The organism is Streptomyces sp. NPDC005485 (genome assembly GCF_040606085.1).
Lineage (GTDB): Bacteria > Actinomycetota > Actinomycetes > Streptomycetales > Streptomycetaceae > Streptomyces.
In genome coordinates this window covers 1-23,193 of sequence record NZ_JBEXDZ010000151.1, presented here as the reverse complement: position 1 = coordinate 23,193, position 23,193 = coordinate 1, and the positions used below count along the sequence as shown (strand labels likewise).

At 71.2% G+C, this 23,193-nt stretch carries 24 protein-coding genes; 12 read left to right on the top strand and 12 right to left on the bottom strand.

All coding sequences use genetic code 11. The annotated features are described in order from the left end of the window. Positions 1–58: 58 nt before the first annotated feature. Positions 59–1,414 carry a histidine-type phosphatase gene (locus tag ABZS97_RS35160; RefSeq protein WP_356144546.1) on the bottom strand — a complete coding sequence of 452 codons (1,356 nt, stop codon included), beginning with the start codon at positions 1,412–1,414 and terminating at the stop codon, positions 59–61. 169 nt (positions 1,415–1,583) lie between these two features. Then, positions 1,584–2,168 (bottom strand): TetR family transcriptional regulator, encoded by a 585-nt coding sequence (locus ABZS97_RS35155; protein WP_356144544.1) that lies wholly within the window; start codon positions 2,166–2,168, stop codon positions 1,584–1,586. A gap of 163 nt (positions 2,169–2,331) precedes the next feature. Between ABZS97_RS35155 and ABZS97_RS35150 the strand changes: the two genes are divergently transcribed. The 3 genes from ABZS97_RS35150 (at position 2,332) to ABZS97_RS35140 (ending at position 4,854) form a co-directional block, all read left to right on the top strand. Continuing rightward, positions 2,332–2,916, top strand: coding sequence for a dihydrofolate reductase family protein (locus ABZS97_RS35150; RefSeq protein ID WP_356144542.1), 585 nt, complete (start codon positions 2,332–2,334; stop codon positions 2,914–2,916). A 100-nt stretch (positions 2,917–3,016) separates the two neighbouring features. After that, on the top strand, positions 3,017–4,057 hold the full coding sequence (locus ABZS97_RS35145; protein ID WP_356144540.1) for a permease: 1,041 nt from the start codon (positions 3,017–3,019) through the stop codon (positions 4,055–4,057). Continuing rightward, a complete protein-coding gene (locus ABZS97_RS35140) occupies positions 4,054–4,854 on the top strand; it encodes a TIGR03943 family protein (RefSeq protein ID WP_356144538.1) in 801 nt (266 codons plus the stop codon). Before ABZS97_RS35145 ends, ABZS97_RS35140 begins: the two co-directional genes overlap by 4 nt. A 27-nt stretch (positions 4,855–4,881) precedes the next feature. Here ABZS97_RS35140 and ABZS97_RS35135 read toward each other — a convergent pair whose 3' ends face one another. Continuing rightward, positions 4,882–5,961: an NADH:flavin oxidoreductase/NADH oxidase gene (locus ABZS97_RS35135; protein ID WP_356144536.1), complete on the bottom strand. Its 1,080-nt coding sequence runs from the start codon at positions 5,959–5,961 to the stop codon at positions 4,882–4,884. A 120-nt stretch (positions 5,962–6,081) separates the two neighbouring features. Here ABZS97_RS35135 and ABZS97_RS35130 point away from each other — a divergent pair, with 120 nt between their 5' ends. Next, positions 6,082–6,441: a helix-turn-helix transcriptional regulator gene (locus tag ABZS97_RS35130; RefSeq protein ID WP_356144534.1), complete on the top strand. Its 360-nt coding sequence runs from the start codon at positions 6,082–6,084 to the stop codon at positions 6,439–6,441. Positions 6,442–6,462: 21 nt separating this feature from the next. On the opposite strand, the gene ABZS97_RS35125 is transcribed toward ABZS97_RS35130, so the two are convergent. Then, the gene (locus ABZS97_RS35125) at positions 6,463–7,827 is read right to left on the bottom strand and encodes a nucleobase:cation symporter-2 family protein (RefSeq protein ID WP_356144532.1); all 1,365 of its coding nucleotides are present in this window, start codon (positions 7,825–7,827) and stop codon (positions 6,463–6,465) included. A 175-nt stretch (positions 7,828–8,002) separates the two neighbouring features. Then, positions 8,003–9,352: an FAD-dependent oxidoreductase gene (locus tag ABZS97_RS35120; RefSeq protein WP_356144530.1), complete on the bottom strand. Its 1,350-nt coding sequence runs from the start codon at positions 9,350–9,352 to the stop codon at positions 8,003–8,005. Between the two features lie 225 nt (positions 9,353–9,577). Here ABZS97_RS35120 and ABZS97_RS35115 point away from each other — a divergent pair, with 225 nt between their 5' ends. Next, positions 9,578–10,069 carry a DUF6214 family protein gene (locus ABZS97_RS35115; RefSeq protein ID WP_356144528.1) on the top strand — a complete coding sequence of 164 codons (492 nt, stop codon included), beginning with the start codon at positions 9,578–9,580 and terminating at the stop codon, positions 10,067–10,069. A 91-nt stretch (positions 10,070–10,160) separates the two neighbouring features. Here ABZS97_RS35115 and ABZS97_RS35110 read toward each other — a convergent pair whose 3' ends face one another. After that, positions 10,161–10,871 carry a helix-turn-helix domain-containing protein gene (locus ABZS97_RS35110; protein WP_356144526.1) on the bottom strand — a complete coding sequence of 237 codons (711 nt, stop codon included), beginning with the start codon at positions 10,869–10,871 and terminating at the stop codon, positions 10,161–10,163. A gap of 164 nt (positions 10,872–11,035) precedes the next feature. Then, on the bottom strand, positions 11,036–11,728 hold the full coding sequence (locus tag ABZS97_RS35105; RefSeq protein ID WP_356144524.1) for an NAD(P)H-binding protein: 693 nt from the start codon (positions 11,726–11,728) through the stop codon (positions 11,036–11,038). Between the two features lie 87 nt (positions 11,729–11,815). On the opposite strand from ABZS97_RS35105, the gene ABZS97_RS35100 reads away from it, so the two are divergent. From ABZS97_RS35100 to ABZS97_RS35090, 3 genes are all read left to right on the top strand, one after another. Next, positions 11,816–12,445 carry a TetR family transcriptional regulator gene (locus ABZS97_RS35100; RefSeq protein WP_356144522.1) on the top strand — a complete coding sequence of 210 codons (630 nt, stop codon included), beginning with the start codon at positions 11,816–11,818 and terminating at the stop codon, positions 12,443–12,445. A gap of 76 nt (positions 12,446–12,521) precedes the next feature. Beyond that, positions 12,522–12,767: a DUF2630 family protein gene (locus ABZS97_RS35095; RefSeq protein WP_356144520.1), complete on the top strand. Its 246-nt coding sequence runs from the start codon at positions 12,522–12,524 to the stop codon at positions 12,765–12,767. Positions 12,768–12,812: 45 nt separating this feature from the next. Continuing rightward, positions 12,813–13,229, top strand: a complete 417-nt coding sequence (locus ABZS97_RS35090) for a (4Fe-4S)-binding protein (RefSeq protein WP_356144548.1) — start codon at positions 12,813–12,815, stop codon at positions 13,227–13,229. Positions 13,230–13,245: 16 nt separating this feature from the next. Here ABZS97_RS35090 and ABZS97_RS35085 read toward each other — a convergent pair whose 3' ends face one another. From ABZS97_RS35085 to ABZS97_RS35070, 4 genes are all read right to left on the bottom strand, one after another. Further along, positions 13,246–13,944 carry an HAD-IA family hydrolase gene (locus ABZS97_RS35085; RefSeq protein WP_356144518.1) on the bottom strand — a complete coding sequence of 233 codons (699 nt, stop codon included), beginning with the start codon at positions 13,942–13,944 and terminating at the stop codon, positions 13,246–13,248. Between the two features lie 33 nt (positions 13,945–13,977). Beyond that, positions 13,978–14,661, bottom strand: a complete 684-nt coding sequence (locus ABZS97_RS35080; protein ID WP_356144516.1) for a phosphatase PAP2 family protein — start codon at positions 14,659–14,661, stop codon at positions 13,978–13,980. 80 nt (positions 14,662–14,741) lie between these two features. Beyond that, a complete protein-coding gene (locus ABZS97_RS35075; protein WP_356144514.1) occupies positions 14,742–15,677 on the bottom strand; it encodes a M56 family metallopeptidase in 936 nt (311 codons plus the stop codon). A 142-nt stretch (positions 15,678–15,819) separates the two neighbouring features. After that, a complete protein-coding gene (locus ABZS97_RS35070) occupies positions 15,820–16,371 on the bottom strand; it encodes a DUF5134 domain-containing protein (protein WP_356144512.1) in 552 nt (183 codons plus the stop codon). Positions 16,372–16,573: 202 nt separating this feature from the next. On the opposite strand from ABZS97_RS35070, the gene ABZS97_RS35065 reads away from it, so the two are divergent. From ABZS97_RS35065 to ABZS97_RS35055, 3 genes are all read left to right on the top strand, one after another. Further along, complete coding sequence (locus ABZS97_RS35065) at positions 16,574–18,262, top strand: FUSC family protein (RefSeq protein WP_356144510.1); 1,689 nt, start codon at positions 16,574–16,576, stop codon at positions 18,260–18,262. Then, positions 18,259–18,891 (top strand): MarR family transcriptional regulator, encoded by a 633-nt coding sequence (locus ABZS97_RS35060; RefSeq protein ID WP_356144508.1) that lies wholly within the window; start codon positions 18,259–18,261, stop codon positions 18,889–18,891. Before ABZS97_RS35065 ends, ABZS97_RS35060 begins: the two co-directional genes overlap by 4 nt. A gap of 189 nt (positions 18,892–19,080) precedes the next feature. Then, positions 19,081–21,684: a cellulosome protein gene (locus tag ABZS97_RS35055; RefSeq protein WP_356144506.1), complete on the top strand. Its 2,604-nt coding sequence runs from the start codon at positions 19,081–19,083 to the stop codon at positions 21,682–21,684. A 59-nt stretch (positions 21,685–21,743) separates the two neighbouring features. On the opposite strand, the gene ABZS97_RS35050 is transcribed toward ABZS97_RS35055, so the two are convergent. Continuing rightward, a complete protein-coding gene (locus ABZS97_RS35050) occupies positions 21,744–22,574 on the bottom strand; it encodes an SDR family NAD(P)-dependent oxidoreductase (RefSeq protein ID WP_356144504.1) in 831 nt (276 codons plus the stop codon). 116 nt (positions 22,575–22,690) lie between these two features. Between ABZS97_RS35050 and ABZS97_RS35045 the strand changes: the two genes are divergently transcribed. Continuing rightward, on the top strand, positions 22,691–23,193 hold a 503-nt coding region (locus tag ABZS97_RS35045), incomplete at its 3' end, for a LysR family transcriptional regulator (RefSeq protein ID WP_356144502.1).

Below are 23,193 nucleotides of genomic sequence, written 5' to 3'. Positions count from 1 at the left end.
GGTTCGGATCTCTGTGATCCGAACCAGGCCTCGCCGCCGTCCGCGTTCGCGCGAGGACTCAGGACGCAGTACGGCCGAAGCAGCGCTCCAACTCGTCCAGGTCGTAGAACTTGCTGCCCTTGGAGACAGGCACGCACCCCTGCTTGAACGCGGTCTCCTTCTCGTTGTAGAGCATCCGCACGAGATAGGTGTCGCCCCTGCGGAACACGTCCCACTGGATGTTCGCGGCCATCGGCGCCACCGAGGCACCCCGCCAGGGGTTGTCGCCGTACGTGTACGGCCGCTCCTCGGTCACCGGGTGGCTGCTGCCGGGCAGTTGCATCAACGCAGCCAGCGGAATGATCTCCTCGGCGTGGGTGAAGCGCAGCTCCGCTCCCAGGTCGCTGGTGCCCGCGCGCTTGGCCTCGGCCTTCTTGAAGAAGTCGTCGAGCAGGACGTCGGCCATCTTGTACGTGATGTCGCTGTCGCCGAAGCCCGGCCCCTTCTGGTAGAAGTCCTCCGTGTCGCTGAGGTAGGCGAACCAGGCGGCGTCGCGAGGGGCGAGGTAGCGCCCCAGGTTCCAGGTGCCCTCATCGCTCATGCTCGGCGCGATGCTGTACAGGTTGTAGACCGCCTCGGCCGCTTCGACCTCGGTGCCGGCCGCGGAGAACTCACCGGCCGAGATCCGCTGCACGAACGCCGGGGTGAAGATCTTCCTCAGTACGGCGCGGGCCGCGCGGTGGGTGGCCGGCTGGTCGGTGATCCGGTTGAGGGTGGTCGCGAGGCGCTGGTCGTGGGCGATGTAGTCGCGGTAGGCGGCGCCGCCGACGGACTTGTGGAAGTAGAGCAGGTCGGGGTCGGTCCTGGCCGGGCCGATGAGCGGCGCCAGGTCCGGGTCGGCGTCGGCGAGGGCGGCCGCGAACAGGGTGCCGCTGTCGACGGCGCGGCCCTGCCCAGAGCTGACGACGTCGATGGGCTCGGAGTCCTCGGCGATCCGCGTGAACAGCCCGGGCAGCCGCTGCTCCATCCGCACGGCCGTGTCCTGGATCTCCCGCTTGCCCCGGCCGCTGAGGTTGCCGTACCCGGTCTTCTCCATCGCGGCCTTCAGTGACCGCACCTGAGGACCGAAGTCGGCTCCGGCGCGGGTGAGTTCACCTTCGCTCGCGGCCTGGTCCCACAGCGTCAGGATCAGATCCGCGTCGTCGCCGCTCGTCGCAGCGCGCGAGCCGTGGCGGGAGACGTTCTCCGTGAACACCGGCACGAAGCCCTTGGGGGCCCGCTGATAGGTGCGTGGATTCTGCTGCGGCGCGTAGGGGGTCTTCGTCCCGTACCTGCCGGAGGGATGCCCGAGATCCGCGGCCTGCGCCGAGAGCGGGGTGGCCAGCAGCGCGGAGAGCGCGAGTGCCAGGGCGGGGGTGGCCGCGATGCGATTCATGTACCGGTCGTTTCGTCGGGGACAGCGCGATGATGAGCCGCATCGTGACCGGCCCGTATGAACGCGAAGTGACCTCGGCGTGGCGGGTGGTGGCCCAGGTAGCGCGTCACGGGCCGGCCCGCGATGGGCGGTTCGGCAGTGCGGTGCCCGACCTCGCCGCCCCCGAACCTCAGACGGCCGGGGCTGCCGGGAGGAGTCGCTCGACAAGGGAGTCGATCAGTGCGGCCGGCCCATCGGGGCCCAACACCTCGGGGAGCGTGAGGTGTTCGACGATCAGGCCGGTCATGGCGAGGTAGAGGAGGATCACGGTGTTGCGGTCTCCGGGGAAGCCCTCGTCCAGGTGGTAGGCGATGTTGGCCTCCAGCTCGTCGCGGATCGTGCCCGTCAGTTCGTTCCGCAGTTCGGGCCGACGGGTGGCCTCCAGCCGTAGTTCGAGCATGGCCAGGTAGCCGGCCCGGTCGTCGGCGATGCGGCGCATCAGGTCGTGCATCAGGGCGGTGACCAGTGCCCGGTCGCGAGGGGCGCGCAGCAGGTCGCTCAGGATGACCGGGTCCGGGGTGAGCCGGTGGTGGATGTGGCTGGCTGTCTGGTGGAGCAGGTCGTCCCGGTTGGCGAAGTAGTTCGAGGCGGTGCCGGCCGGGACGCCTGCCTGGACGTCGACCGCGCGGAAGGTGAGACCGCGGGCGCCTTCGCGGGCCAGGACGTCGATGGCGGCGTCGGTGAGCGCGGCGCGGCGGGCGGGGTTGTGAGCCATGGATCCGATCTTCCTTCGCGATGTGCTTGGTCTGTTGGATCTGCGTAATCCACTTGAACCACTACAGATGAAGTACTATAACTGTCGTGGTTCGAGTGGGAGGGTTGAAGGTTCCCCGTTCCGCTCGACCTCGAGAATTTCCCGCCCGACACCAAGGACATGGATGCGCAAGCTCACCTACTTCATCGGCACCACCATCGACGGCTTCATCGCGGCGCCCGACGGCGACTTCGCCTTCTTTTTCCCGCATGTCACGGAGGACTACCTCCCGCATCTCACCGGCGAGTACCCCGAGACGCTCCCCACGCCGGGCCGCGCGGCCCTCGGCATCGCCGACGCGCCCAACGCGCGCTTCGACACCGTGGTCATGGGGCGCAGCACCTACGACCAAGGCCTTCCCGACGGCCTCACCAGTCCCTACGCCCATCTGCGGCAGATCGTCCTCTCCCGCTCGCTCGGCGCCGACCCGGACCCGGCCGTCGAAGTCACCGCCGAGGACCCCGTCGCGCTGGTGCGCAGGCTCAAGCGGCAGGAAGGCCTCGGTATCTGGCTCTGTGGCGGCGCCGATCTGGCCGGCCAGCTGCTGCCCGAGATCGACGAGCTGATCGTCAAGCAGTACCCGGTCGTGGCGGACTCCGGCATCCCTCTCTTCCGCGCCGGCTTCTCACCGCGCGTCTTCACGCTCACCGGCAGTCGCGTCTTCGAGGGCGGGAACCTCGTCCTGACCTACGCCAAGGCGTCCGACTGAGGATTTCCGGCGACTGCGTCACTCCATGGCGGCGTGGGTGCACGGCAACGGCTGTGCGCCTCGTTATGTTCGGCCAGAACATCCGACATTCGGAGTAAATATGCAGAAAACGGATGAACTGGTTGACGTAGTCGAAGCGGTGGACGGGGCGGCCGAGATTCCGGCCGCCCCGCCGGTGACCCGGCCCCGCCCGTGGGCGCGGATCGCCGTGCCCGCGACCGCCCTTGGTGCGGCGGCCGTGCTCGCCCTCACGGGCGTCCAGTGGCTGGACCAGCCCGCGGTCGCGGCCTGGCGCACCGTCTGCCTGGCCATCACCGTCCAGGCGCTGCCCTTCCTCCTGCTGGGTACGGCCTTGTCCGGCGCGATCAACGCCTTCGTGCCGGCCGATCTGTTCACCAGGGTGCTGCCGCGGCGGCCCGCGCTCGCCGTGCCGGTCGCCGGAGTCGCCGGAGTGGTCCTGCCGGGCTGCGAGTGCGCGTCCGTGCCCGTGGCGAACAGCCTGATCCGGCGCGGTGTCACCCCGGCCGCGGCCTTCGCCTTCCTTCTCTCCGCTCCCGCGATCAACCCCATCGTGCTGACCGCCACGGCGGTGGCGTTCCCCGGCAACCCCGCCATGGTCGCCGCCCGGCTGCTGGCCTCCCTCGCCACCGCCGCCGTCATGGGCTGGCTGTGGCTCTGGCTGGGCCGCGAGGAGTGGCTGCGCCCCACCGCCCGGCACACCGGACACCAGCCGGGCGGCAACCGGTGGAACGAGTTCCGCCTCGGCTTCCAGCACGACTTCCTGCACGCCGGCGGCTTCCTCGTCCTCGGTGCCATGGCCGCGGCCACCTTCAACGTGGCCGTGCCGCGCTCCGTGCTCGACACCTTCTCCGGCTCGCCCTGGCTCTCCGTGCTGTTCCTGGCCGCGCTCGCCGTGGTCCTCGCGGTGTGCTCGGAGGCGGATGCCTTCGTCGCCGCCTCGCTCACGGGGTTCTCGCCGACCGCCCGGCTCGCCTTCATGGTCGTCGGCCCGATGGTCGACCTGAAACTGATCGCGCTTCAGGCGGGCACCTTCGGCCGGGCCTTCGCGCTCCGCTTCTCCTCCGCGACCACCGTCGTGGCCGTCGTCACCAGCGTCCTGATCGGAGGAGCACTGCTGTGAAGCGCCCCGTACAGATGCTTCTGCTCGTCCTGACCGGGGTCGGCCTCCTGCACGCCTCCCTCTTCAGCGACCTCTACCTCCGCTACGTCAAGGAGGGACTGCGCCCCCTGCTGATCGTCTCCGGCGTACTGCTCGTGCTGCTGGGCCTGGCGGGCGCAGTCCTGGACCGCGGGCGCGAGGGCCACGACGCGCAGGGCGAGGCATCGCACGACCCGCGGCGGCACGCGCACGAGGGCGAGCACGACCACGGCCACGGTCATGGGCAAGCCCACGGGCACGACCACTCCGTCGCACCCCGCATCGCCTGGCTTCTCTTCCTGCCGGCGCTCAGCCTGCTCCTCTACGCCCCGCCCGCCCTCGGCGCGTACACCGCGTCGCGCGCGAACGACAAGGCGGTCAAGGAGCAGAAGAGGTTCGACCCGCTCCCCGCGACGTCGCCGCTTCCGCTGACCCTCACGCAGTTCACGACTCGGGTGCAGCAGGACCCGCAGCGGGCCATCAAGGGTCGCAGCGTCCGTATGACGGGCTTCGTCACGCCCGACAAGCGGGGCGGCGGCTGGTATCTGACCCGGATCATCTTCACCTGCTGCGCGGCGGACTCCCAGTCGGTCAAGGTGCGGATGTACGGGACGACGGCACCGCCCGCGGACGCCTGGGTGGCCGTCACCGGCACCTGGCACGCACGCGGCGCGCTGGGCACCCGGTCCGCGGAGCCTGCCCTCGACGTCCGCGGCACCCGGCGCATCTCCCCACCGGTCAACGCCTATACGGACGATCTGCCGCTCATGCCGTCGTAGGGCCCCGGGGGCCGCGGGCGCTCCGGGTCAGACCGAGCGGTGGTACTGGTCCGGCACGTGGACGTCCGAGCCGAGTTCCCGGGCGGCGAGGCGGGCGAAGGACGGGTTGCGCAGGAGTTCGCGGCCCAGCAGCACCGCGTCGGCCTCGCCGTTGGCGACGATCTTCTCGGCCTGCTCGGTGTCCGTGATCAGGCCGACGGCGGCGACGGGCATCGGCGTCTCGTTCCTCACCCGGGTGGCGAAGGGGACCTGGTAGCCGGGGCCGACCGGGATGCGTGCACCGGAGGCGTTGCCCCCGGTGGAGACGTCGAGCAGATCCACGCCGTGCTCGTGGAGCTGCCCGGCGAATCGGACCGTGTCGTCGGCGGTCCAGCCGTCGTCCTCCAGCCAGTCCGTGGCGGAGATGCGGAAGAAGAGCGGCTTGTCGTCCGGCCACACCTCCCGTACGGCGTCGACGACTTCGAGGGCGAAGCGGGTGCGGTTCTCGTACGAGCCGCCGTAGGCGTCGGTGCGGTGGTTGGAGTGCGGGGAGAGGAACTCGTTGATCAAGTAGCCGTGGGCGCCGTGGAGTTCGATCACCTCGAAACCGGCGGCGAGCGCGCGCCGGGCCGCGTCGGCGAACAGGCCCACGGTCTCCTGGATCTCGGCCACGCTCAGCTCGGCGGGCACGGGGTGTCGCTCGTCGAACGCGAGCGGGCTCGGGGCGAGCGGCTGCCAGCCGTGGGCATCCGTGCGGACCGGCGCGCCGCCCTTCCAGGGACGGTCGGTCGAGCCCTTGCGACCACTGTGCGCGAGCTGGATCGCGGGCACCGTGCCCTGCGCCGCGAGGAAGCGGGTGATCCGGCGGAACGCCTCGACCTGGGTGTCGTTCCAGATGCCGAGGTCGTAGGGGGAGATGCGGCCCTCGGGGGAGACGGCGGTCGCCTCGACGATGATCAGGCCCGTGCCGCCGGCCGCGCGGGCCGCGTAGTGCGCGAAGTGCCAGTCGGTGGGGGCACCGGTCTCCGGGCCCTCGGGTGCTGCCGAGTACTGGCACATCGGAGGCATCCACACCCGGTTCGGGATGGTCAGATCGCGCAGGGTGTAAGGCTCGAAGAGCGTGCTCACGGCGGGACTCCATTCGTCACGGGGCCGAAGTACGCCTCGTACGATAAGCATCGTAGTACGGGAGATGTCAAACTACGATGGATCTCGTACCATGGGGGATCTCGAAGCATTGGAGCCGCCGTGACGACCGTCGCCCCGACCGGCAGCAGCCGCGATCTCCCGCACCCGCTGCCCGAGGAGATCCGCCTGGAGGGCGTGCTGCACGCGCTGTCCGACCCGCTGCGGATGCAGGTCGTGCGAGAGCTCGCCGCCGACGGCGACGAGCTCTCCTGTTCGCACTTCGACCTGCCGGTCACCAAGTCCACGACCACGCACCACTTCCGGGTGCTGCGCGAGAGCGGAGTGATCCGCCAGGTCTACCGGGGCACGGCCAAGATGAACGGGCTGCGCAGGAACGACCTCGACGCGCTCTTCCCCGGCCTCCTCGACAGCGTTCTCGCCGCGGCTGCCGGGCAGGCGGACCGGTTGGCCGGCGGCTGACGCCGCGCCCCCGGTGCTCTGCTAAGCAGTGGCCTCGGCCTTGGCCTCTGCTCCTGCCCCCGCCCCCGGCTCGGCCGAAGTAGTGGAGCCCGGCAGGTGGTTGAAGAGAAGGTTGAGCGCGATCGCCGTGAGGCATCCCGCGCTGATACCGCTGTTCATCACCGTCTGGAACCAGTCGGGGAACTTCGCGTACACCGTCGGCACTCCGACCGGCAGCAGGCCCACGGCCACCGACACGGCGACGACCGTCAGGTTGTGGTTGTCCTTGAAGTCCACCTGGGCGAGCGTCCGCAGACCGCTCGCGGCGACGGTGCCGAACATCACCAGGCCCGCGCCGCCGAGCACCGGCGCGGGAATGGTGGCGACCACAGCGCCCAGTTTCGGCAGCAGACCGAGCAGGACCAGCATGCCGCCGGAGGCCGCGACGACCCAGCGGCTGCGGACGCGGGTCATGGCGACGAGGCCCACGTTCTGCGCGTACGCCGTGTACGGGAAGGTGTTGAACACGCCACCCAGGACCGTGGACAGGCCATCCGCGCGCAGACCGTCGGCGAGTGAGCGCGGCTCCGTCCTGCGGTCGGTCATCTCACCGACGGCGATCAGGTCACCGGTCGTCTCGGTCATCGTCACCAGCGCCACGACCAGCATCGAGACGATCGCCGAGACGTGGAAGGTCGGCGCGCCGAAGTGGAAGGGTGTGCTGATCCCGACCCAGTCGGCGTCGCCGACCCCGCCGAAGTCCGTGAAGCCGAACGGCACCGCGACCGCGAGCCCCACGGCAATCCCCATCAGCACGGCGATCCGGCTCAGGAAGGGCGGCGCGAACCGCTGTACGCCCAGCACCACCGCGAGGACGAACCCTGCCAACGCCAGGTTCTTCGGCTCGCCGAAGTCCTTCGCGCCCACGCCGCCGGCCGCCCAGTTGCCCGCCACCGGCAGCAGCGAGATGCCGATGATCAGGATGACGGTGCCCGTGACGAGCGGCGGGAAGAAGCGCAGCAGCCTTCCGAAGACCGGGGCCAGCAGGACGATCGCGAGCCCGGCGACGATCACGGAGCCGTAGATCGCGGGCAGTCCACCGCCCGTCGTACCGATGAGCACCATCGGCGAGACGGCCGCGAAGGTGCAGCCCTGCATGATCGGCAGCCGTACGCCGAAGCGCCAGAAGCCCACGCACTGGATGAGCGTGGCGATGCCGCACACCAGCAGGTCCGCGGTGATCAGATACGCCAGGTCGGCGGGCGACAGCTTCATCGCGCCGCCCACGATCAGCGGAACGGCCACCGCACCCGCGTACATCGCGAGCACGTGCTGGAGCCCGAAGGCGGCCAGCCGGCCGATGGGCGGGACCTCGTCGACGGGATGCACGGGTGCTGCGGTCGCCATGGGCACTCCAGGAGCGGCGGGCGGAACGGGGAAGGTCGAACAGCACGAGACCGTAAGGGGCTTGAACAGTTTGTTGATTTCCGGGTTGTTGCCGGTGTGTGTCGCCGCCCCCGGACCGCGCGCGGCCTGCTAGGAACCCTCTGCCGCGTTGCGATCCCGGGGCGTACGACGCCCGTTACGGAGCCGTTCCCCGCGCAGCCTCCAGCAGCGACGTCCAGTCGGGAAGCTTGACCACACCCCGTCCGAGCGACGCCCCGAGCTCCGCCTCGGCCCGCTCGATCGCCTGCCATCCCGTCCAGTCGACCGGACTCGCCCCCTCCGCCCGCAGCATCGCGAGCGGGTCGTCCGGCAGCTCCCGCCGTACGAGCGCGGGGGCATCCTCCAGCACCGAGGCCACCGTCTCCTTGGCGCACGGCCGGTTGGTGCCGATGACGCCGGTCGGCCCGCGCTTGATCCAGCCCGCCACGTACTCGCCCGGCGCGACGGCGCCGTCGCGCAGTACCCGTCCCGCGCGATGCGGCACGGTGCCCTGCTCCGCGTCGAAGGGGAGCCCCTCCAGCGGCACCCCGCGATAGCCGACCGAACGCAGCACCACCTGCGCCTCGATGTCCTCGTACCGCCCGGTGCCCGTCACCCCGCCACGCCCGTCCGGGACGGTCCGCTCGAAGCGCACCGCGCCCACCCGCCCCCGGTCCGCCAGCAGTTCGACCGGGCGCAGGAAGAAGCGCAGCCGGATGCGGCGCGCACGGCCCTGCGGCGGAGCGGCGGCCCAGCCGCGCAGCACCTCCACGTTGCGCCGGTTGGCGGCGGGCAGCGCCGAGGGGTCGGCCCAGGCCGGGTCGAGGGCCAACTCCTGCGGATCCACGACGACTTCGGTGTCCGGCAGTGCGCCCAGCTCGCGCAGCTCCTTGGTGGTGAAGCGGGCCTGTGAGGGGCCGCGCCGGCCCACCATGCTGACGTCCGTGACGTGGCTGGCGGCCAGCGCGGTGAGCGCCGCGTGCGGCATGTCGGTGGGGCTCAGCTCGGTGGCGCCGCGGGCCAGCATGCGCGTGACGTCGACGGCGACGTTCCCGACGCCGATGACCACCGCCGTCCGGGCGCCGAGCACGAAACCGTCGGCGACGGAGTCGGGGTGCGCGCTGTACCAGGACACGAACTCGGTCGCCGACCAACTGCCCGGCAGCTCCTCGCCCGGCACTCCGAGATGGCGGTCGGTGGCGGCGCCCACGCAGTAGACCACCGCGTGGTACAGCTCCCGCAGCCGCGCCGTCGGCACACCGCCCGGACCGACCTGGACGCTGCCCAGGAACCGCACCTGCCCGTGTTCCAGGACCATCCGCAGGTTGTTCTGCAGCGACTTGATCTTCTCGTGGTCGGGTGCCACTCCGTAGCGCACCAGGCCGTACGGGCACGGCAGGCGGTCCAGTACGTCCACCCGCACCTCGGGCACCTGGCTCTGCTGAACAAGGCTCTGGGCGGTGTAGACCCCACTGGGCCCCGAGCCGACGACGGCGACATGCAGCACGGCGGAACTCCTTACCCGACAGTGCGAGGAGATCGCTGATGGCTCCAGCATCGCACCGCACGGGCCGGGAAGGGAGGGGGCCGACACGCGGCTGGTCCGACGGGGTGCCGCGCGGCCCCTCATGCGCGTGCCTCTTCGCATGGAATGTGATCATGCGGTTACGTACCGTATGTGCTAGAAGCATCCTTTCTTAATCTTTCTGATCGTTATCAGCCGGATGGTGCGGTGTCCGTGTGGCCCGCCTGGGAAGTGCAGGAGCACGAGAGCGCCCCGTCCTGGTGCCACGAGACCGCCACGTCGTGGTTCCACGCCCGACTCGCCTTCGCGGACGGCGCCCAGGTCGACGTCCTCGCCGTGGTCTGCGACGGTGCCGTCTCCATCGAGGACGTGCGCGCCCAACCTCCCCTGTCCCTCGACGACTTGGCGGTGCTGGCCGACTGGATCGAGGAGCCGCTCTTCGAGGCGTGCGGCGCCGGCATCGAGCCGCCCTGCGAGCCCCACGCGGACGAGGTGCCGAGCCGCGCCCGGCGGGCATGGCCGCGCGGCCCGGAGGGCACCTGGCTTGTCGCGGAGGAGTACCGCGCGGCCCAGGAGGACGGGGTGGACCCGGTGCTCGCGGTCATGTGCGCCACCGGCCACAGCCGCCGCCGCTCGCTCAGACTGATCGCCGGGGCACGCGACGCGGGATACCTGACACCTCGTCACGCGCGTCGCTGAGCACGGTTGTTGAGGCGCTGACGCTTCGGCCGGCCGACGCTCCCGGATGCCTGCCCGCCATGGCCGGCAGCCATTGCCGTAGGCCGGCCTGCTACGACCGCCCCGCGCTCCCGTCGGTCTCCGCGGCCGGATCCGCACCCGGCTCGGCGGCGAGGCGCCCCGTCGCGAAGAAGCGTGAAAGATCCGTGTCGCGCGTCCCTTCGGGCACCTCGGTGTCCGGCGGGACGCCCATCTCCCAGTCCAGCCGGTACCGCTTGAACAGCTCGGCCCGCAGCGTCGGGACCGGCATCGGGACACCCGGCACCAGGGCCGCGTACACCGCACCCATCAGCAGTGCGCGCAGCATCGGATAGTCGGCGGCGTCCGCCGAGCCCTGCCCGGCGACCGTCTCGCCCAGCAGCTCCGCGAGCCGCTTCTGCTCCGGGCACTGCACGAACCCCTCGGCCTGCAGCAGCCCGGCCATGTGCTGGCGCATCAGGACCGGCCGCGCCCGGGCCAGGCCCAGGATCGCGTCGATGGCCCGCGCCATCCGCTCCTGGCCGTCCGTGGTGCGCGGTTCGCGCTCCAGCGCCTCCTCCAGCGTGCGGTGCATCAGCCGGTGCACAGCCGACTGGACCAACTGCCGTTTGCCGGGGAAGTAGTACGACACCAGTCCGCGCGCCGAGCCGGCGCGATCCGCGATGTCCCCCAGCGTGGTCGCCTCGTAGCCACGCTCGCTCACCATCTCCACCGCGGCCTGCAGGAGCCGCTCCCGGGAACGCCGCCGCAACTCTTCATTGACCGAGGCGCTGCGCGGGGACATCCTGTAACTCCTGCGTTGACTGGCTGCCAGCCAACTATACTCAGCGAGTCCGTGCCAGACCTTCACAGGGCTGTTCCGGGCTGCCCTCTGCTCTGGGTGACGCGGGGGATCATCCAGGGCAGAGGGCGGGGGAGAGAGCCGTGCCGGGTGGGGGCCTGGCACGGTTACTTCCTTTTCACGGCTTCGTTCCAGATCAGCCGTGGGATGCTCGGCTTGACCTCGTGGGTGACCACGCCCATGGCCCTGCGGACATAGCGCCCCTCGGACAGCTCCCGGAGCATGCTCGCGGCGAGGTCGGCCCGGGCCGTGAAGACCCCGTCCGCGCTGTCCTCGGCGACCAGGGCCCGGGTCGGCTGCGGATGGTCGAAGAGACCGGAGGGGCGGGCGATCGTCCAGTCGAGGCCGCTCGCACGGATCAGCGCCTCCATCCGGCGCATGTCGACGTGTGCGGTGCGGGCGATCACACGGTTCACGTACGGGTCCAGCACATGGTTGAAGAAGAACGCGCCGCTGGGGCGCCAGTCGGGGTCGAGGACGCTGGAGCTGACGACGATCAGCCGCTTCACGCCGTGGCGCTCCATCGCACGGAGGATGTGCGTGGCGGCCGTGGAGTACAGGGTCACCGGCTTGCGGCCGGGCGGGACGCCGAGCGCCGAGACGACCGCGTCGCTGCCCGCGACCACCCGCTCGACCGCGTCCGCGTCGGTGGCATCCGCGTCGGCGACGGTCAGGCCGTCGCGTGCCGCGAACAGCTGCGGACGGCGGGTCACCGCGGTGACCTCGTGTCCGGCGTCCAGGGCCTGTTCGACCAGTTGGCGTCCGGTGGGGCCGCCCGCTCCGAAGACGACGATGCGCATGAGTTCTCTCCTGCCATGAGGACCGGCCGGTGCGCCGGTTCGTGATGCCTTGACACTGCCGCCCGGCCCGCTGGATATTCAACGCTGATGAATAAAACCCGTGGCCGCCCGCGCGGCAATCCGCCCACCAAGGCCCGCATCGCCGAAGTGGCCCGTGATCTGTTCCTGGAGCACGGCTACCAGCGCACGACCCTGCGAGCCGTGGCCGCCGCGGCCGACGTCGACTCGGCCCTCATCAGCTACCACTTCGGCTCCAAACAGGGTCTGTTCGGCGAGGCGATGAATTTGCAGTGCGGGCAGTCGCTGGCCATCGTCCACGCGCTGCGCGGAGATCCGGCGGGGCTGGCCGACCGGATCCTGGCCGCGGTCACCTCGCTGTGGGAGGGCGACGCCACGACGCCGCAGAGTGCCGCCGCCGGGCCCATGTCCGTGTTCGACCGGACCTCGATGCAGGACCCCGAGGTCATGCGGGTCTTCCGGGAGTTCCTGGAACGCGAGGTGCTCTCCAAGATCGCGGACTTCCTCGGGGGCCCCGACGCGACGGAACGTGCCACCGCCGCCGTCACCGTGATCGGCGGCCTGATCTTCACGCGGTATCTCAGCCCCCTGGGCCCGGCGGCGGCGCTCGGCGCGGCGGACGTCCGCAGGATCCTCGAACCGTCACTGCGCGCGGCCCTGCGTCCGCGCCCCGTGCGCCAGGTGGTGCGCGCCCGCTGACCGGTATCTGTCGCAGAGTCGCCGTGGCGTCCTTAGGGTGGGCTGGAGTGCCTGCGGTGCCGAGGAGGCGGTCGACATGGACCAAGAACAGATCCTGGCCAGAATCTCATCGATGATGGAGGACGAGCGGAGGCTCCGCGACGCCCTCGCGTCCGGAGAGATCGACAGCACGACGGAACACGAACGACTGGGAGAGATCGAGCGCGAACTCGACCAGTGCTGGGACCTGCTGCGCCGGCGCCGTGCGAAGACCGAGTTCGGGGAGAACCCCGACGAGGCACGCGTACAGCCGTCGTCGCAGGTCGAGGGCTACCTGGAGTGACCCGTGGCCGTCGGCAGCGACGGTCCGCCGAGAGAGGTCCCGCGCATGGGCACGGAACGCGGAAAGCCCTACCGGGGCCAGAGCATCACCGTCACCTTCGAGGGCACGCGCTGTCTGCACGCCGCCGAGTGCGTCCGCGGCCTGCCCGAGGTGTTCGACACCGGGCGCCGGCCCTGGATCACCCCTGACGCGGCCGCCGCCGACCGCGTGGCCGAGGTGATCCGGCGCTGCCCCTCAGGCGCGCTGCAGTACGAACTCGCCCACGGGCCACCGGAATTGCCCGACCTGCCCACCACCGTCGAGCGGACCGCGGACGGCCGCCTGGTGCTGCGCGGCGATCTGCGGATCCGGGTGCCCGACGACGACGGGGTGCGCACGGAGACCCGGGCGACACTGTGCGGGTGCGGGGCGAGCGGCCGTCAGCCCTACTGCGACCACTCCGGAGTCTGCGGCAAGGACTGACCCGCACCGCGTGCCGTCAGCCGGCCAGGTCGAGGACCGGGCGGAGTCCGTCCGGACGTGCCGTCACCGGCAGATGGTCCACGAAGTGCACGGCGCAGCCCAGTGCCGCCGCGCCCCCGTCCGCGCGGCGGTCGTCCCCGACCATCAGCGTGTCCTCGGGAGCGACGCCCAGCGCGTCGCAGGCGGTCGCGAACAGCCGCGGGTCCGGCTTCTGGATGCCGTGCTCGTAGGACAGGACGTAGGTGTCCACGTACGGGTCGAGCCCGTGGTGGCGGAAGACCGGTCGCATGTCCCAGCCGATGTTGCTGACGACACCGATCGAGACCCCGCGCCCGCGCAGCGCCGCGAGCACCTCGGCCGCGTCGGGGTAGGCCTGCCAGGCGGCCGGGATCATATGGCGGTCGTACAGCGCGTCGTACAGCCCGGGGTCGGGCAGCGGCACCTGGCGGGCGACTCCCGTGTACGCGGCCCGGTGCGACTCGGCGCTACGGTCGCGGTTCGCCCATGGCTCGGTGAGGTCGCAGGGCACCGGGACCGTCGGTTGTGCGCCGCCGGGCAGCGCGCCGACCGACTCCAGCGCCTGCGCGGCCCGGATCAACTCCGGTTCCGACAGGTGGACTTCGGCGCCTGACAGCACCGCGCGGAGCCAGGACTCGGTGGACTCGACACGGAAGAGGGTTCCGGAGAAGTCGAAGAGCACGCTTTTGATCGCCATGAGAGTGATCTTTTGTGCCGGGACCCCCGCCGGTCAAGGCCGGTTCATGCCGGGCCGGCGCTCGTAGGAGGCCACCGCCAGCGCGACCAGCAACGCCCCGAACAGCCAGCCTCCCAGCACGTCCGACGGCCAGTGCACGCCCAGCCAGACCCGGGTCACGCCGACACCCACGACGGACACCGCGGCCAGGGCCACTGCCGTACGCCACAGGACGCGCCCGGCGCCGTACAGCCGAAGCAGCCAGAGCAGGAGTCCGCACACCACTGTGGCCGTCAGGGCGTGGCCGGAGGGGAAGGCCGCGAAGTGGGCTGAGTCCACCGGGTCGGGCCAGCTGGGACGTTCCCGGCCGACCGCCGCCTTCATCACCTGCTGCACCAGTGTGCCCAGCGCACATGTGGCCCCGAGCCACAGGGCCGTCCTCCACGCCGATCGGCGCCACACCAGCCAGACCATGGCTGCCGCGCACACCGCGCGCATCGTCCAGGGATCCCACACCCAGTCGCTCAGGATTCGGAATACGTGGGTCAATCCGGGGTTGTCGACCGCCCAGCGGTGCGTGGTGCGCGCGATGTCGCCGTCGAGCGAGAGCAGGGGACGCCATGAGAGCACGACCAGGAGCAGCAGCAGCACCGAGGGCACGGCGAGGACCGCGACGGTGAACGTCGCAGCCCGTGGGCCCGGAGTGCTGGACGGTGAGTCGACGGGCGGGAGGTGCATACCGTGATCCTCGCCGATGACCGGGACCGGAGGCCAACCCCTGGACCACCGGACACCACTCTTCGGCCTCAGGGGACGCGTCAGCCGAGCGCCCGCAGCCCCGGGACGAACGCCACCAGGACCGGAACCACCGGCACCAGCGCGGCCGCGGCGGTCAGGCGCAGCCTTCGCGCCGCCGTGAGCCGGTCCGGGGGAGTCAGGAGACGGTTGACACGCTGCGGAACGTGCGCCTGGGGGGTGGGACAGGGGCCGAACACGCCGCGGTCCTCGTTCAGTTCGACCAGGGCGAGGGCGATCGTGAGACGGCCGAAGCGGCGTGACGCCACGTCGTCGGCGGCGAGTTCGACCAGGCGGTGCATCTGGTCGCGGAACGCGGCGAACACGGGCACCTGCGGAAAGCCGTTGGCCAGCGCGGCCGAGCAGTGCAGCAGCCAGTCGTGGCGCGCCTGCGCGTGCCCCTGCTCATGCGCCAGTACGGCATCCAACTGGCGCCCCTTCAGACGGCGCAACGCAGCGGTGGTGATGACGAGTTGGGGCGCCGCTCCCGGCAGCCACCAGGCATCGGGGCGCTCGCCCTCCAGGACCACCAGCCGGTCGCTGCGCGGTTCCTCGCCGGGCAACAGCGGAGCGCGTACGAGGAGTTCGGCGCGCCGCCGCCGACGACGCGTCCGGGCCCGTACGACCTCACGGACCAGCATCGCCCCGCTCCAGGCACCGCCGCACGCGAGCGCCACAGCCGTGGTCGCGGCCCAGGGGCTGCCGGTGCTCTGCGCGTAGGCCTCCACCACCGCGCGCGGTGCCCGAGCGAACACATGTCCCCGCACGGCCACCCAGGCCTCGGCCGCGCTGAGGGTCATCGACAGGGCGCAGCACAGCAGGACGGCGGCCACCACGCACTGCCACACCCACAGCGCGACCACCGGCTCACGGTCCGGCCAGTCGGCCAGGGCGAGCAGCCGCGGGGCGACGACGGCGGTCAGCGCGCCGAGCAGCAGCAGTGCCGCGGGGACCATCATGGTCGAAGCCTATGAGCGGGGCGTCGCCGGTGGATACGGGCTGCGAGGGCAAGTGACGTACGCCACGGTTTCGTACAGCGGCTCACCGTCGGGGCCCAAGCTCCGTGAGGCCGTCGGTCTTTGAGCCGGCCAGGAGCGGGTGTCAGAGCGTGACCAGCATCGCCAGCATCGCGATGCCCATCGACAGCCGGCAAGCCCTCGCGAGTTCCGGGCGATCGCCCCAGCCGAGGTTGCGGGTGCCTCCGCCGACGGCCACGGTCGCGAGAGGCAGCAGCCGGACTCCGGACCGCAGCACGTATCCCGCGAAGTAGAGCAGCAGCAGTCCGGTTGCCAGGGGCGCGCCCGAGCCGCCGTGACCGTGGTGTCCGGGGGAGGTGACCATCACGCCCGCCATGTAGACCATGGCGAGGGAACCGACGAGGTGGTGCAGATGGTGCGGGTCGGTCCGGGCCGCCCACAGGGCACGCAGAGCGGCCGCGCCGAACACGGCCGCGTAGGCCGGCCAGGTCCAGCTCGGCGGCGCCGCGACCGCGGCGGGAACGGCCATCACGGCCATGCCGAAACCCATGAGTGCCTCGCCGCCCGCGGTACGGCGCTGTTCCTCGACGCCGCTGCGCATCCGCAGCAGGCAGTAGGCCCCGGTCGCCGCGCACAGCACGACGAGCAGCCAGCCGGGCGAAGCCGGTCCGTGCACCGCGTACCTCCCGCTTTCCGCTCGACGTTGTGACGCCTCGATCTCGACCGTGGATTTCCGGGAGGTCGGACAGTCGGTCTAGAGATGCCCTGAGCGTCTGGTGCGCACGCGAGCGCAAGGGTGTACACGGGGGAGCGTGCGGTATCGAAGCGCAGGCGGGAGTGCATGTTTTACGAGTAAAATACATGCTAATCTTGTAGGTATGAGCAGTGCGACCCACAGATCCCAGCCGGTACGTCGGCTTCCGCTCGCCGGCGTGCTCCGCGTCGGCAGGCCCTCCGACATCTGGTTCAAGCCCGCGCTGAGCGTGGTCGCCTCGACGGCACCACCGAACCTGACGCTCCTCGCGCTCGGGCGTCTGGACCTGGCGATGTACACGATGGCCGGGTCGCTGTGCGCGCTCTATGCCCACAACCGTCCCTACGCCGCCCGGGCCCGCGCCCTGGCCCTGGTCGTGCTCGGCATGCTCGGCGGTCTCGGTGCCGCGCTGGTCGCCGCCTCGCTCACCACGAACACCGTCGTCCTGGTCACCGTGGGCGCCCTGCTGGCCGCCGTGCAGAAGACGCTGTGCGACGCCACCCGCGTCGGCCCGCCCGGGCATGTCGTCCTCACCTTCATCAGCTCCGCCGCCCTCTTCGCGCCGCAGAGCCTCGGCCGGATCCCCGGCCATCTCGCGCTCGCCGCGGCGGCGGGCGTCTGGGCCTGGATCGTCGGCATGGCCCCGGGCCTCGTCCGCCCGCACGGGCCCGAGCGCCGCGCCACCGCGCACGCCCTGAGCGCCGCGGCCGCGTACGTCGAGACGATGAGGACGAAGAGGGCGAAGGGGACGACGGAGGTGGAGGGGAACGGTGAGGCGGCCGCTCGCACCCGCGCCGCCGCGGTCGCCGCCGTCCACGCCGCATGGCAGTCGCTGCTGTCCACCGGCGCCCGCACGGCACCTCGGCGCGCCCTCGAACGTCTCGTCGTGCGCGCCGAGGTCGCGCTCGCCGCGCCCGCCGACACCCGGCCCGAACGGCTGCGCGCCTGGGCCGACGAACTGTGCGGCACCGGACCGGTCCCGCACGCGGACGACCTGGAGAGCGCCGCCGACGAACTGCTCGGGGTGGAGATCCAGCTCGACACCCCCGGGCGCCCGCTGCTGAGCCGGCTCGGCCCGCTGGCGCCCATCGCCCTGCGCACCGCACTCGGCTGCGCCCTCGCCGGATACGTCTCACTCGCGCTCGGCGTCGGCCGCCCCTACTGGGCGCTCGTCACCGCGGCCTCCCTGTATCAGGCGAACGTCACCCTCACCTGGAGCCGCGGAGTCCAGCGGGTCGTCGGCAACCTCGTCGGTGTGCTCGTCTTCGCCGCGATCGCCCCGATCGCCCACCTGGGCCAGGTGGCCCTGGTGCTGTGCTGCCTCGCCTTCAACTTCGGCGCCGAGGCGCTGATCGGCCGCAACTACTGGCTCGGCAGCATCTGTGTGACCCCCATGGCCCTGCTCATCACCGAGTTCGCGCAGGCCCAGCAGCAGGGCGCGCTGATGACCGACCGTGTCGTGGACACCCTCGTGGGTGCGTTGGTCGGGTTCGCCGCGGCCGTGGCGGTCACCAACCGCCGCGCCGGTGACCGCATCGAGCACGCCCTCGACACAGTGGAAAGGGCCCGCCAGCGTGCCGCCCGGCTCCTCGGCGTCGAGCGCCCCGACTCCGCCGCGCTCGAGTCCGCCCGGCGCGGCCTGGCAGCCGCGCTCGTCGGCCTGCGCGCCGACGCCGACGCCGCGGCCGGCGAATGGTGGCAACGCGCCCTGCCGCAGGAGCGGGTGATGACGGCCGAGCAGGCCGGACACCGTACGCTCGCGGCGACGGTACGACGGCAGGGACTGCACTCCTTGGAGGGCGCACAGGCATGACGGCAGCGAACGGGCGGGCGGCGACGGCGGCGACGGGGGCAGGGGACGCTCCGGCGGAACGGGCGGCGGCTGCGAGCAAGCCTGCCGGCGAGGCCGACTCTCCGGGGTACGGGGCATCGGCGGCGCCGCGGGACACCGTGGCCGCGGTGGTGCGCCAGTGGCAGGCGGTCCACCCCGGTATCGACACGGGGCCCATGGAGATCATCGGCCGCATCAACCGCAGTGCCGCGCTCCTTCAGCAGGCCGAGGACGCTCCGCTGCGCCGCGCCGGACTGACCCGCCCCGAGTTCGACGTCCTCGGCACGCTGCGGCGCACCGGACACGAGCTGACGCCCAGCGAGATCGCGCGGGAGACGTTCTCCTCCGGCGCCGCGGTCACCAAGCGCCTCAAGCAGCTCACCGAACGCGGACTGGTCGAGCGCCGCGGCGACACCCGGGACCGCCGGGTCGCCCACGTCCGGCTGACCGACGCGGGCCGCACCCTCGTCGACGGCATCCTTCCCGACCAGCTCGCCTACGAGACCACCGTGCTCTCCGGCATCGACCCCAGCCGTCAGCGTGAACTCGCCGCTCTGCTGGGCGAGTTGCTGAGCCAACTGGAAGGCCGCCTGGGAACGCCGCGCGTCTGAGGCCCCTGCAGGCCACAGCGTCGAAAACTCTCGCGCGCCGCCTTCGTGGACACCGGCCGTTGACACGGGACGCGCGCCACTCCTACGTTCGGGCAGGCCGGTTCGATGTTCCGGTCAACGTACGAAATCCCGAACAATTGTGGCGCATGTCCCGCACGGAGACGCACGCCGACGAGAGGACCCCACGCCATGGCAGCCGACTCCGAGACCGGGATCGAGACCGGGACCGATGCCGGGACGGAAACACTCGCCGTCGACCTGCGGACCGGTACAGGTGCCTTCCACGGCGGAGCGAGCGGCACGCTCTACGGTCTGTACGGCGACGGTGTGCCCAGTCGCAACATCGTCGAGGGCATGTACGTCCGCACGGTGTCGACCAAGGCCCAGGACGGCACTCAGCATCCAGGCGCCGACGCGCTCGAAATCCTGCCGTCCTTCGTGGCCGCGGGTGGCCGGGACGTCTACGTCTACATGACCGACATCTACCGCGGCTTCCCCTACCAATGGCCCGGCGCGACGGGCGAGGAACGTCTCGCCGACTACAAGGCGAAGGTCGAGAAGCAGGTCAAGCAGGTTCTGACAATGGGTGATCTCGCGTCCCATGTCGTGTACGTGCCCTTCAACGAGCCCGAGGGGAACATGTTCGGCGAAGGGGAATGGAGCTACGACAAGGTCTCCTGGCGCACCGATCCGCAGCACTACTTCGCCGCCTGGAAGGACCTCCACCACCTCATCAGGGACCTCCACCCCGGCGCGCGCATCGCCGGCCCCAACACCTGCGTCCTGTACGACGAGGTCAGGGGCTTCCTGGAGTTCGCCAAAGCCCACGACGTCCTCCCCGACGTGATGACGTGGCACGAGCTGTCGACGCCCTCCGCGATCCGCACGAACATCGCCAAGTACCGCCGTATGGAAGAGGACCTGGGCCTCGAACCGCTGCCCATCAACATCAACGAGTACGCCTTCAACTACCACTTGTCGGTCCCCGGCCAGGTCGTCCAGTGGATCGCGGCCTTCGAGGAGTGCAAGGTCGACGCCGACCTGGCGTACTGGAACATCGACGGCAACCTCAACGACTCGGTGGCGGAGGCCAACAAGGGCAACGGCCAGTGGTGGCTGTTCAACGCCTACGGGCAGATGACCGGGGACACGGTCCAGGTCACCGCACCCCACCCCAACGAGCAGTACACGCTGCAGGGCGTCGCCACGCTCGACACCGACAAGCGCCAGTCCCGGACACTGTTCGGGGGAAAGAGCGGTGCCGCCGACATCCTCTTCTCGAACATCGCGCCGGACGTGTTCGGGACCACCGTGCACTTCGCCGTCCAGGAGATCCCCTGGACCGGCCAGATCGGCGCCTGCGCCCAGCCGTTGAGACTCAAGGAGGGTGAACTCCCCGTCGAGGGCGGCCGAGTGACGCTGTCCCTGACCGGTCTCGACGCGATGTCGGCGTACCAGGTCGTCCTGTCGCCGGGCGGCAACGGCGCGCTCTGCGCACCGCCCTCGGCCGGCCGGCGCCGGACGTACGCGGCGGAGGACGCCACCTACACCGGGAGCGGCTACTCCAGGAACGGCCCGGAGGGGTCGCCCTCGGACGTGGAGAAGTTCGCCACCTCCGGCACCTACCACGTGGGCGGTCTGCGTACCGGCTCCGACGGCGTGCTCGCGTTCTCCGTCGAGGCGCCGCAGCAGGGCACGTACGACCTGAGCGTCTTCGCGAACTCCTGGAACCTCCACGACCTGGTGAAGGAGCAGGGCCCCACCAACGTGTTCCTGCGCGTCGACGGCAAGCAGCCCCAGGAGCTGAGGCTGCCGCTCGGCTACAAGCCGGTGGTCTGGGGACACACCGACACCCGCGTCGAACTGACCGCGGGGCCCCACACGATCACGCTCGCCGCCCAGGACCCCGAACTCGGCGTCACCCGGGGCGACGCGCTCATCGACAGGATCGACCTGACCCTGCGGGACGAGCACGTGACGGCGCCTGCGCCGTACGAGGCGGAGTACGCGGCGTTGCGTGACGGCGCCCGTGTCGACTACGCGCACCGGGGAGCGTCCGGGCCGGGCGCGGTCGTGCTTCCGCAGGGCGGCAGCGCCACCTTCTGGGTGCACGCCCACACCGACGGCGAGGTGACGCTGACGGTTGATCAACTCGGCCTGGGAGACGGTGTGTTGACGGTCAACGGCGAGGCCGTGGGGGCCGTCGTGCGAGGCGGGGTTCCGCTCTTCCTGGCCGGAGGCATCAACAAGGTCACGGTGACGGCCGGCCCGGCGGGGCTCGTGCTGGACCGGCTGCGAGTCGGGCCGGCTGCAGGACTGCTGAAGCCGACGGTGTACCCCGCCGAGAACGGCACGCTCACCGGCACCGCGCAGGTCACGGACGCCTACTCCTTCGCCACCGGCGGCAGGGCGGTCGACGGCATCGGCAAGGGCACCGCCAACGCCCTCACCCTCACGGTCACGGCGGCGCACAGCGGCCGCCACGCCCTGACCCTGCGCTACTCCAACGGCGAGCAACCGCCCGCCACCCACTACAACCCGGACCCGGTCTGCCGCCATGTCGACCTCTCCGTCGACGGGGCCGCGGCGCAGCGCGTCCTGTTCCCCACCACCTTCCACTTCAACAACTTCTGGGACCTCACCGTCCCGGTCACCCTGCGGAAGGGACCCAACACCCTCACCTTCACCGCCGACGAGCTGCCCGACTTCGACGGCGACACCTCCAACGCGTTCCAGCAGCGCTCCGCGTACGCACCGGTCATCGACCAGGTCACGGTGACTCCGCTCGCCTGACCGCAGCGGGAAGGGCTGTGCCCGCAAGGCGCACAGCCCTTTGTCCGGTGCCGTCCCCGTCAGACGTCGAACGCGGTGTCCCTGGCCCGCTTCTCCCAGACGGCGACGTCCTCGCGGACCTCGTCGAGGTGGCCGAGAACCGCGGACACGCCGTCGTCGCCCAGCGGCAGCCGCAACGGCGTGCGGTCGGCGTCGAGCGCGGCGAGGATGAGCGCCGCCGCCTTCGCCGGGTCGCCCGGCTGGCTGCCGTCGCCACCGGAGAGGAACCCGCGGGTCGCGCTGACCTTGGCATACACACCGCTGTCCGCACTGACCCCCGCCCTGCCGGTCTCGAACAACGAGGTGCGGAACCCACCCGGCTCGACGATCAGCACCTTGATGCCGAAGTCCTTCACCTCGTCCGCCAGGGCCTCCGTCATGCCCTCCAGCGCGAACTTGGTGCCGCTGTAGGCGGAGAAGCCGGCGAAGGACATCTGCCCGCCCATACTGCTCATCTGCACGATCGCGCCCGACCGGCGCTCCCTCATGTGCGGAAGCACGGCACGGGTCAGGGCGGCGGGCCCGAGCACATGCAGGTCGAACAGGTCGCGCAGCTCCGCGTCGGTGGTCTCCTCGAAGGCGCCGACGTGGGTGCGGCCCGCGTTGTTGACCAGGACGTCGATCCGCCCGTGCCGCTCCACCACATCCCGCACCGCCGTCTCGGCGGCGGCCGTGTCGGTGACGTCCAGCCGCAGCGCCTCCACCTGGTCGGGGTGGGCGGCCACCAGGTCACCCAGCGCCTCGGGCCGCCGGGCAGCACCGACGACCACGTCACCGGCGGCGACCGCCGCCTCGGCGATGGCCCGCCCGAAACCGCTGCTCGCACCGGTGACCAGCCATACCTTGTTCATGACCACTCCTCGTACACCGGCTCTTCACCGGCGTTCGTCAACCGTTCGTTCCCTGCGAACCACTCTGCTGCCGGGGGTGGTTGCCCGTCCAAGACCCAGGGTGATAACCGATAGGCATGACCACGGACGTACACGGACGGGACCTGCGCTACTTCGTCGCCGTCGCCGACGAACTGCACTTCACCCGCGCGGCAGAGCGGCTGTACGTGTCGCAGCCCGCGCTGAGCAAGCAGATCAGGGCTCTGGAGCGCCAGTTGGGCGTGGAGCTGTTCCACCGTGACCGGCACGGCGTGGAGTTGACGTCGGCGGGCGCCGAACTGCTGCCGCACGCCCGGCGCGTGCTCGCCGCCTGGGAGGAGGGCGCGGCGGCGGTGGAGCGGGCCAGGGCGGCGCAGCGCAGCACGCTCGTGGTGGGCATGAGTACGAGCCCGGGCCGCGGCGGCCTGCTGCCCGCCATCCGCTCCCGCTTCACATCGGCCTACCCGGAGGCCACAGTCCGGCTGAAACAGGTGAGCTGGGAGGACCCGACGGCGGGCCTCGCGGACGGCGCCGTGGACGTGGCCTTCGTGTGGCTGCCGCTGCCGGATGCGCGGCGCTACGCCTGGACAGTGGTCGCCGA

Excerpts from the sequence above, each read along its gene's own strand:
- ABZS97_RS35160 (WP_356144546.1), bottom strand. The coding sequence starts at position 1,414 with ATGAATCGCATCGCGGCCACCCCCGCCCTGGCACTCGCGCTCTCCGCG.
- ABZS97_RS35155 (WP_356144544.1), bottom strand. The coding sequence starts at position 2,168 with ATGGCTCACAACCCCGCCCGCCGCGCCGCGCTCACCGACGCCGCCATC.
- ABZS97_RS35150 (WP_356144542.1), top strand. The coding sequence starts at position 2,332 with ATGCGCAAGCTCACCTACTTCATCGGCACCACCATCGACGGCTTCATC.
- ABZS97_RS35145 (WP_356144540.1), top strand. The coding sequence starts at position 3,017 with ATGCAGAAAACGGATGAACTGGTTGACGTAGTCGAAGCGGTGGACGGG.
- ABZS97_RS35125 (WP_356144532.1), bottom strand. The coding sequence starts at position 7,827 with ATGGCGACCGCAGCACCCGTGCATCCCGTCGACGAGGTCCCGCCCATC.
- ABZS97_RS35110 (WP_356144526.1), bottom strand. The coding sequence starts at position 10,871 with ATGTCCCCGCGCAGCGCCTCGGTCAATGAAGAGTTGCGGCGGCGTTCC.
- ABZS97_RS35105 (WP_356144524.1), bottom strand. The coding sequence starts at position 11,728 with ATGCGCATCGTCGTCTTCGGAGCGGGCGGCCCCACCGGACGCCAACTG.
- ABZS97_RS35100 (WP_356144522.1), top strand. The coding sequence starts at position 11,816 with ATGAATAAAACCCGTGGCCGCCCGCGCGGCAATCCGCCCACCAAGGCC.
- ABZS97_RS35095 (WP_356144520.1), top strand. The coding sequence starts at position 12,522 with ATGGACCAAGAACAGATCCTGGCCAGAATCTCATCGATGATGGAGGAC.
- ABZS97_RS35090 (WP_356144548.1), top strand. The coding sequence starts at position 12,813 with ATGGGCACGGAACGCGGAAAGCCCTACCGGGGCCAGAGCATCACCGTC.
- ABZS97_RS35085 (WP_356144518.1), bottom strand. The coding sequence starts at position 13,944 with ATGGCGATCAAAAGCGTGCTCTTCGACTTCTCCGGAACCCTCTTCCGT.
- ABZS97_RS35080 (WP_356144516.1), bottom strand. The coding sequence starts at position 14,661 with ATGCACCTCCCGCCCGTCGACTCACCGTCCAGCACTCCGGGCCCACGG.
- ABZS97_RS35075 (WP_356144514.1), bottom strand. The coding sequence starts at position 15,677 with ATGATGGTCCCCGCGGCACTGCTGCTGCTCGGCGCGCTGACCGCCGTC.
- ABZS97_RS35065 (WP_356144510.1), top strand. The coding sequence starts at position 16,574 with ATGAGCAGTGCGACCCACAGATCCCAGCCGGTACGTCGGCTTCCGCTC.
- ABZS97_RS35060 (WP_356144508.1), top strand. The coding sequence starts at position 18,259 with ATGACGGCAGCGAACGGGCGGGCGGCGACGGCGGCGACGGGGGCAGGG.
- ABZS97_RS35055 (WP_356144506.1), top strand. The coding sequence starts at position 19,081 with ATGGCAGCCGACTCCGAGACCGGGATCGAGACCGGGACCGATGCCGGG.
- ABZS97_RS35050 (WP_356144504.1), bottom strand. The coding sequence starts at position 22,574 with ATGAACAAGGTATGGCTGGTCACCGGTGCGAGCAGCGGTTTCGGGCGG.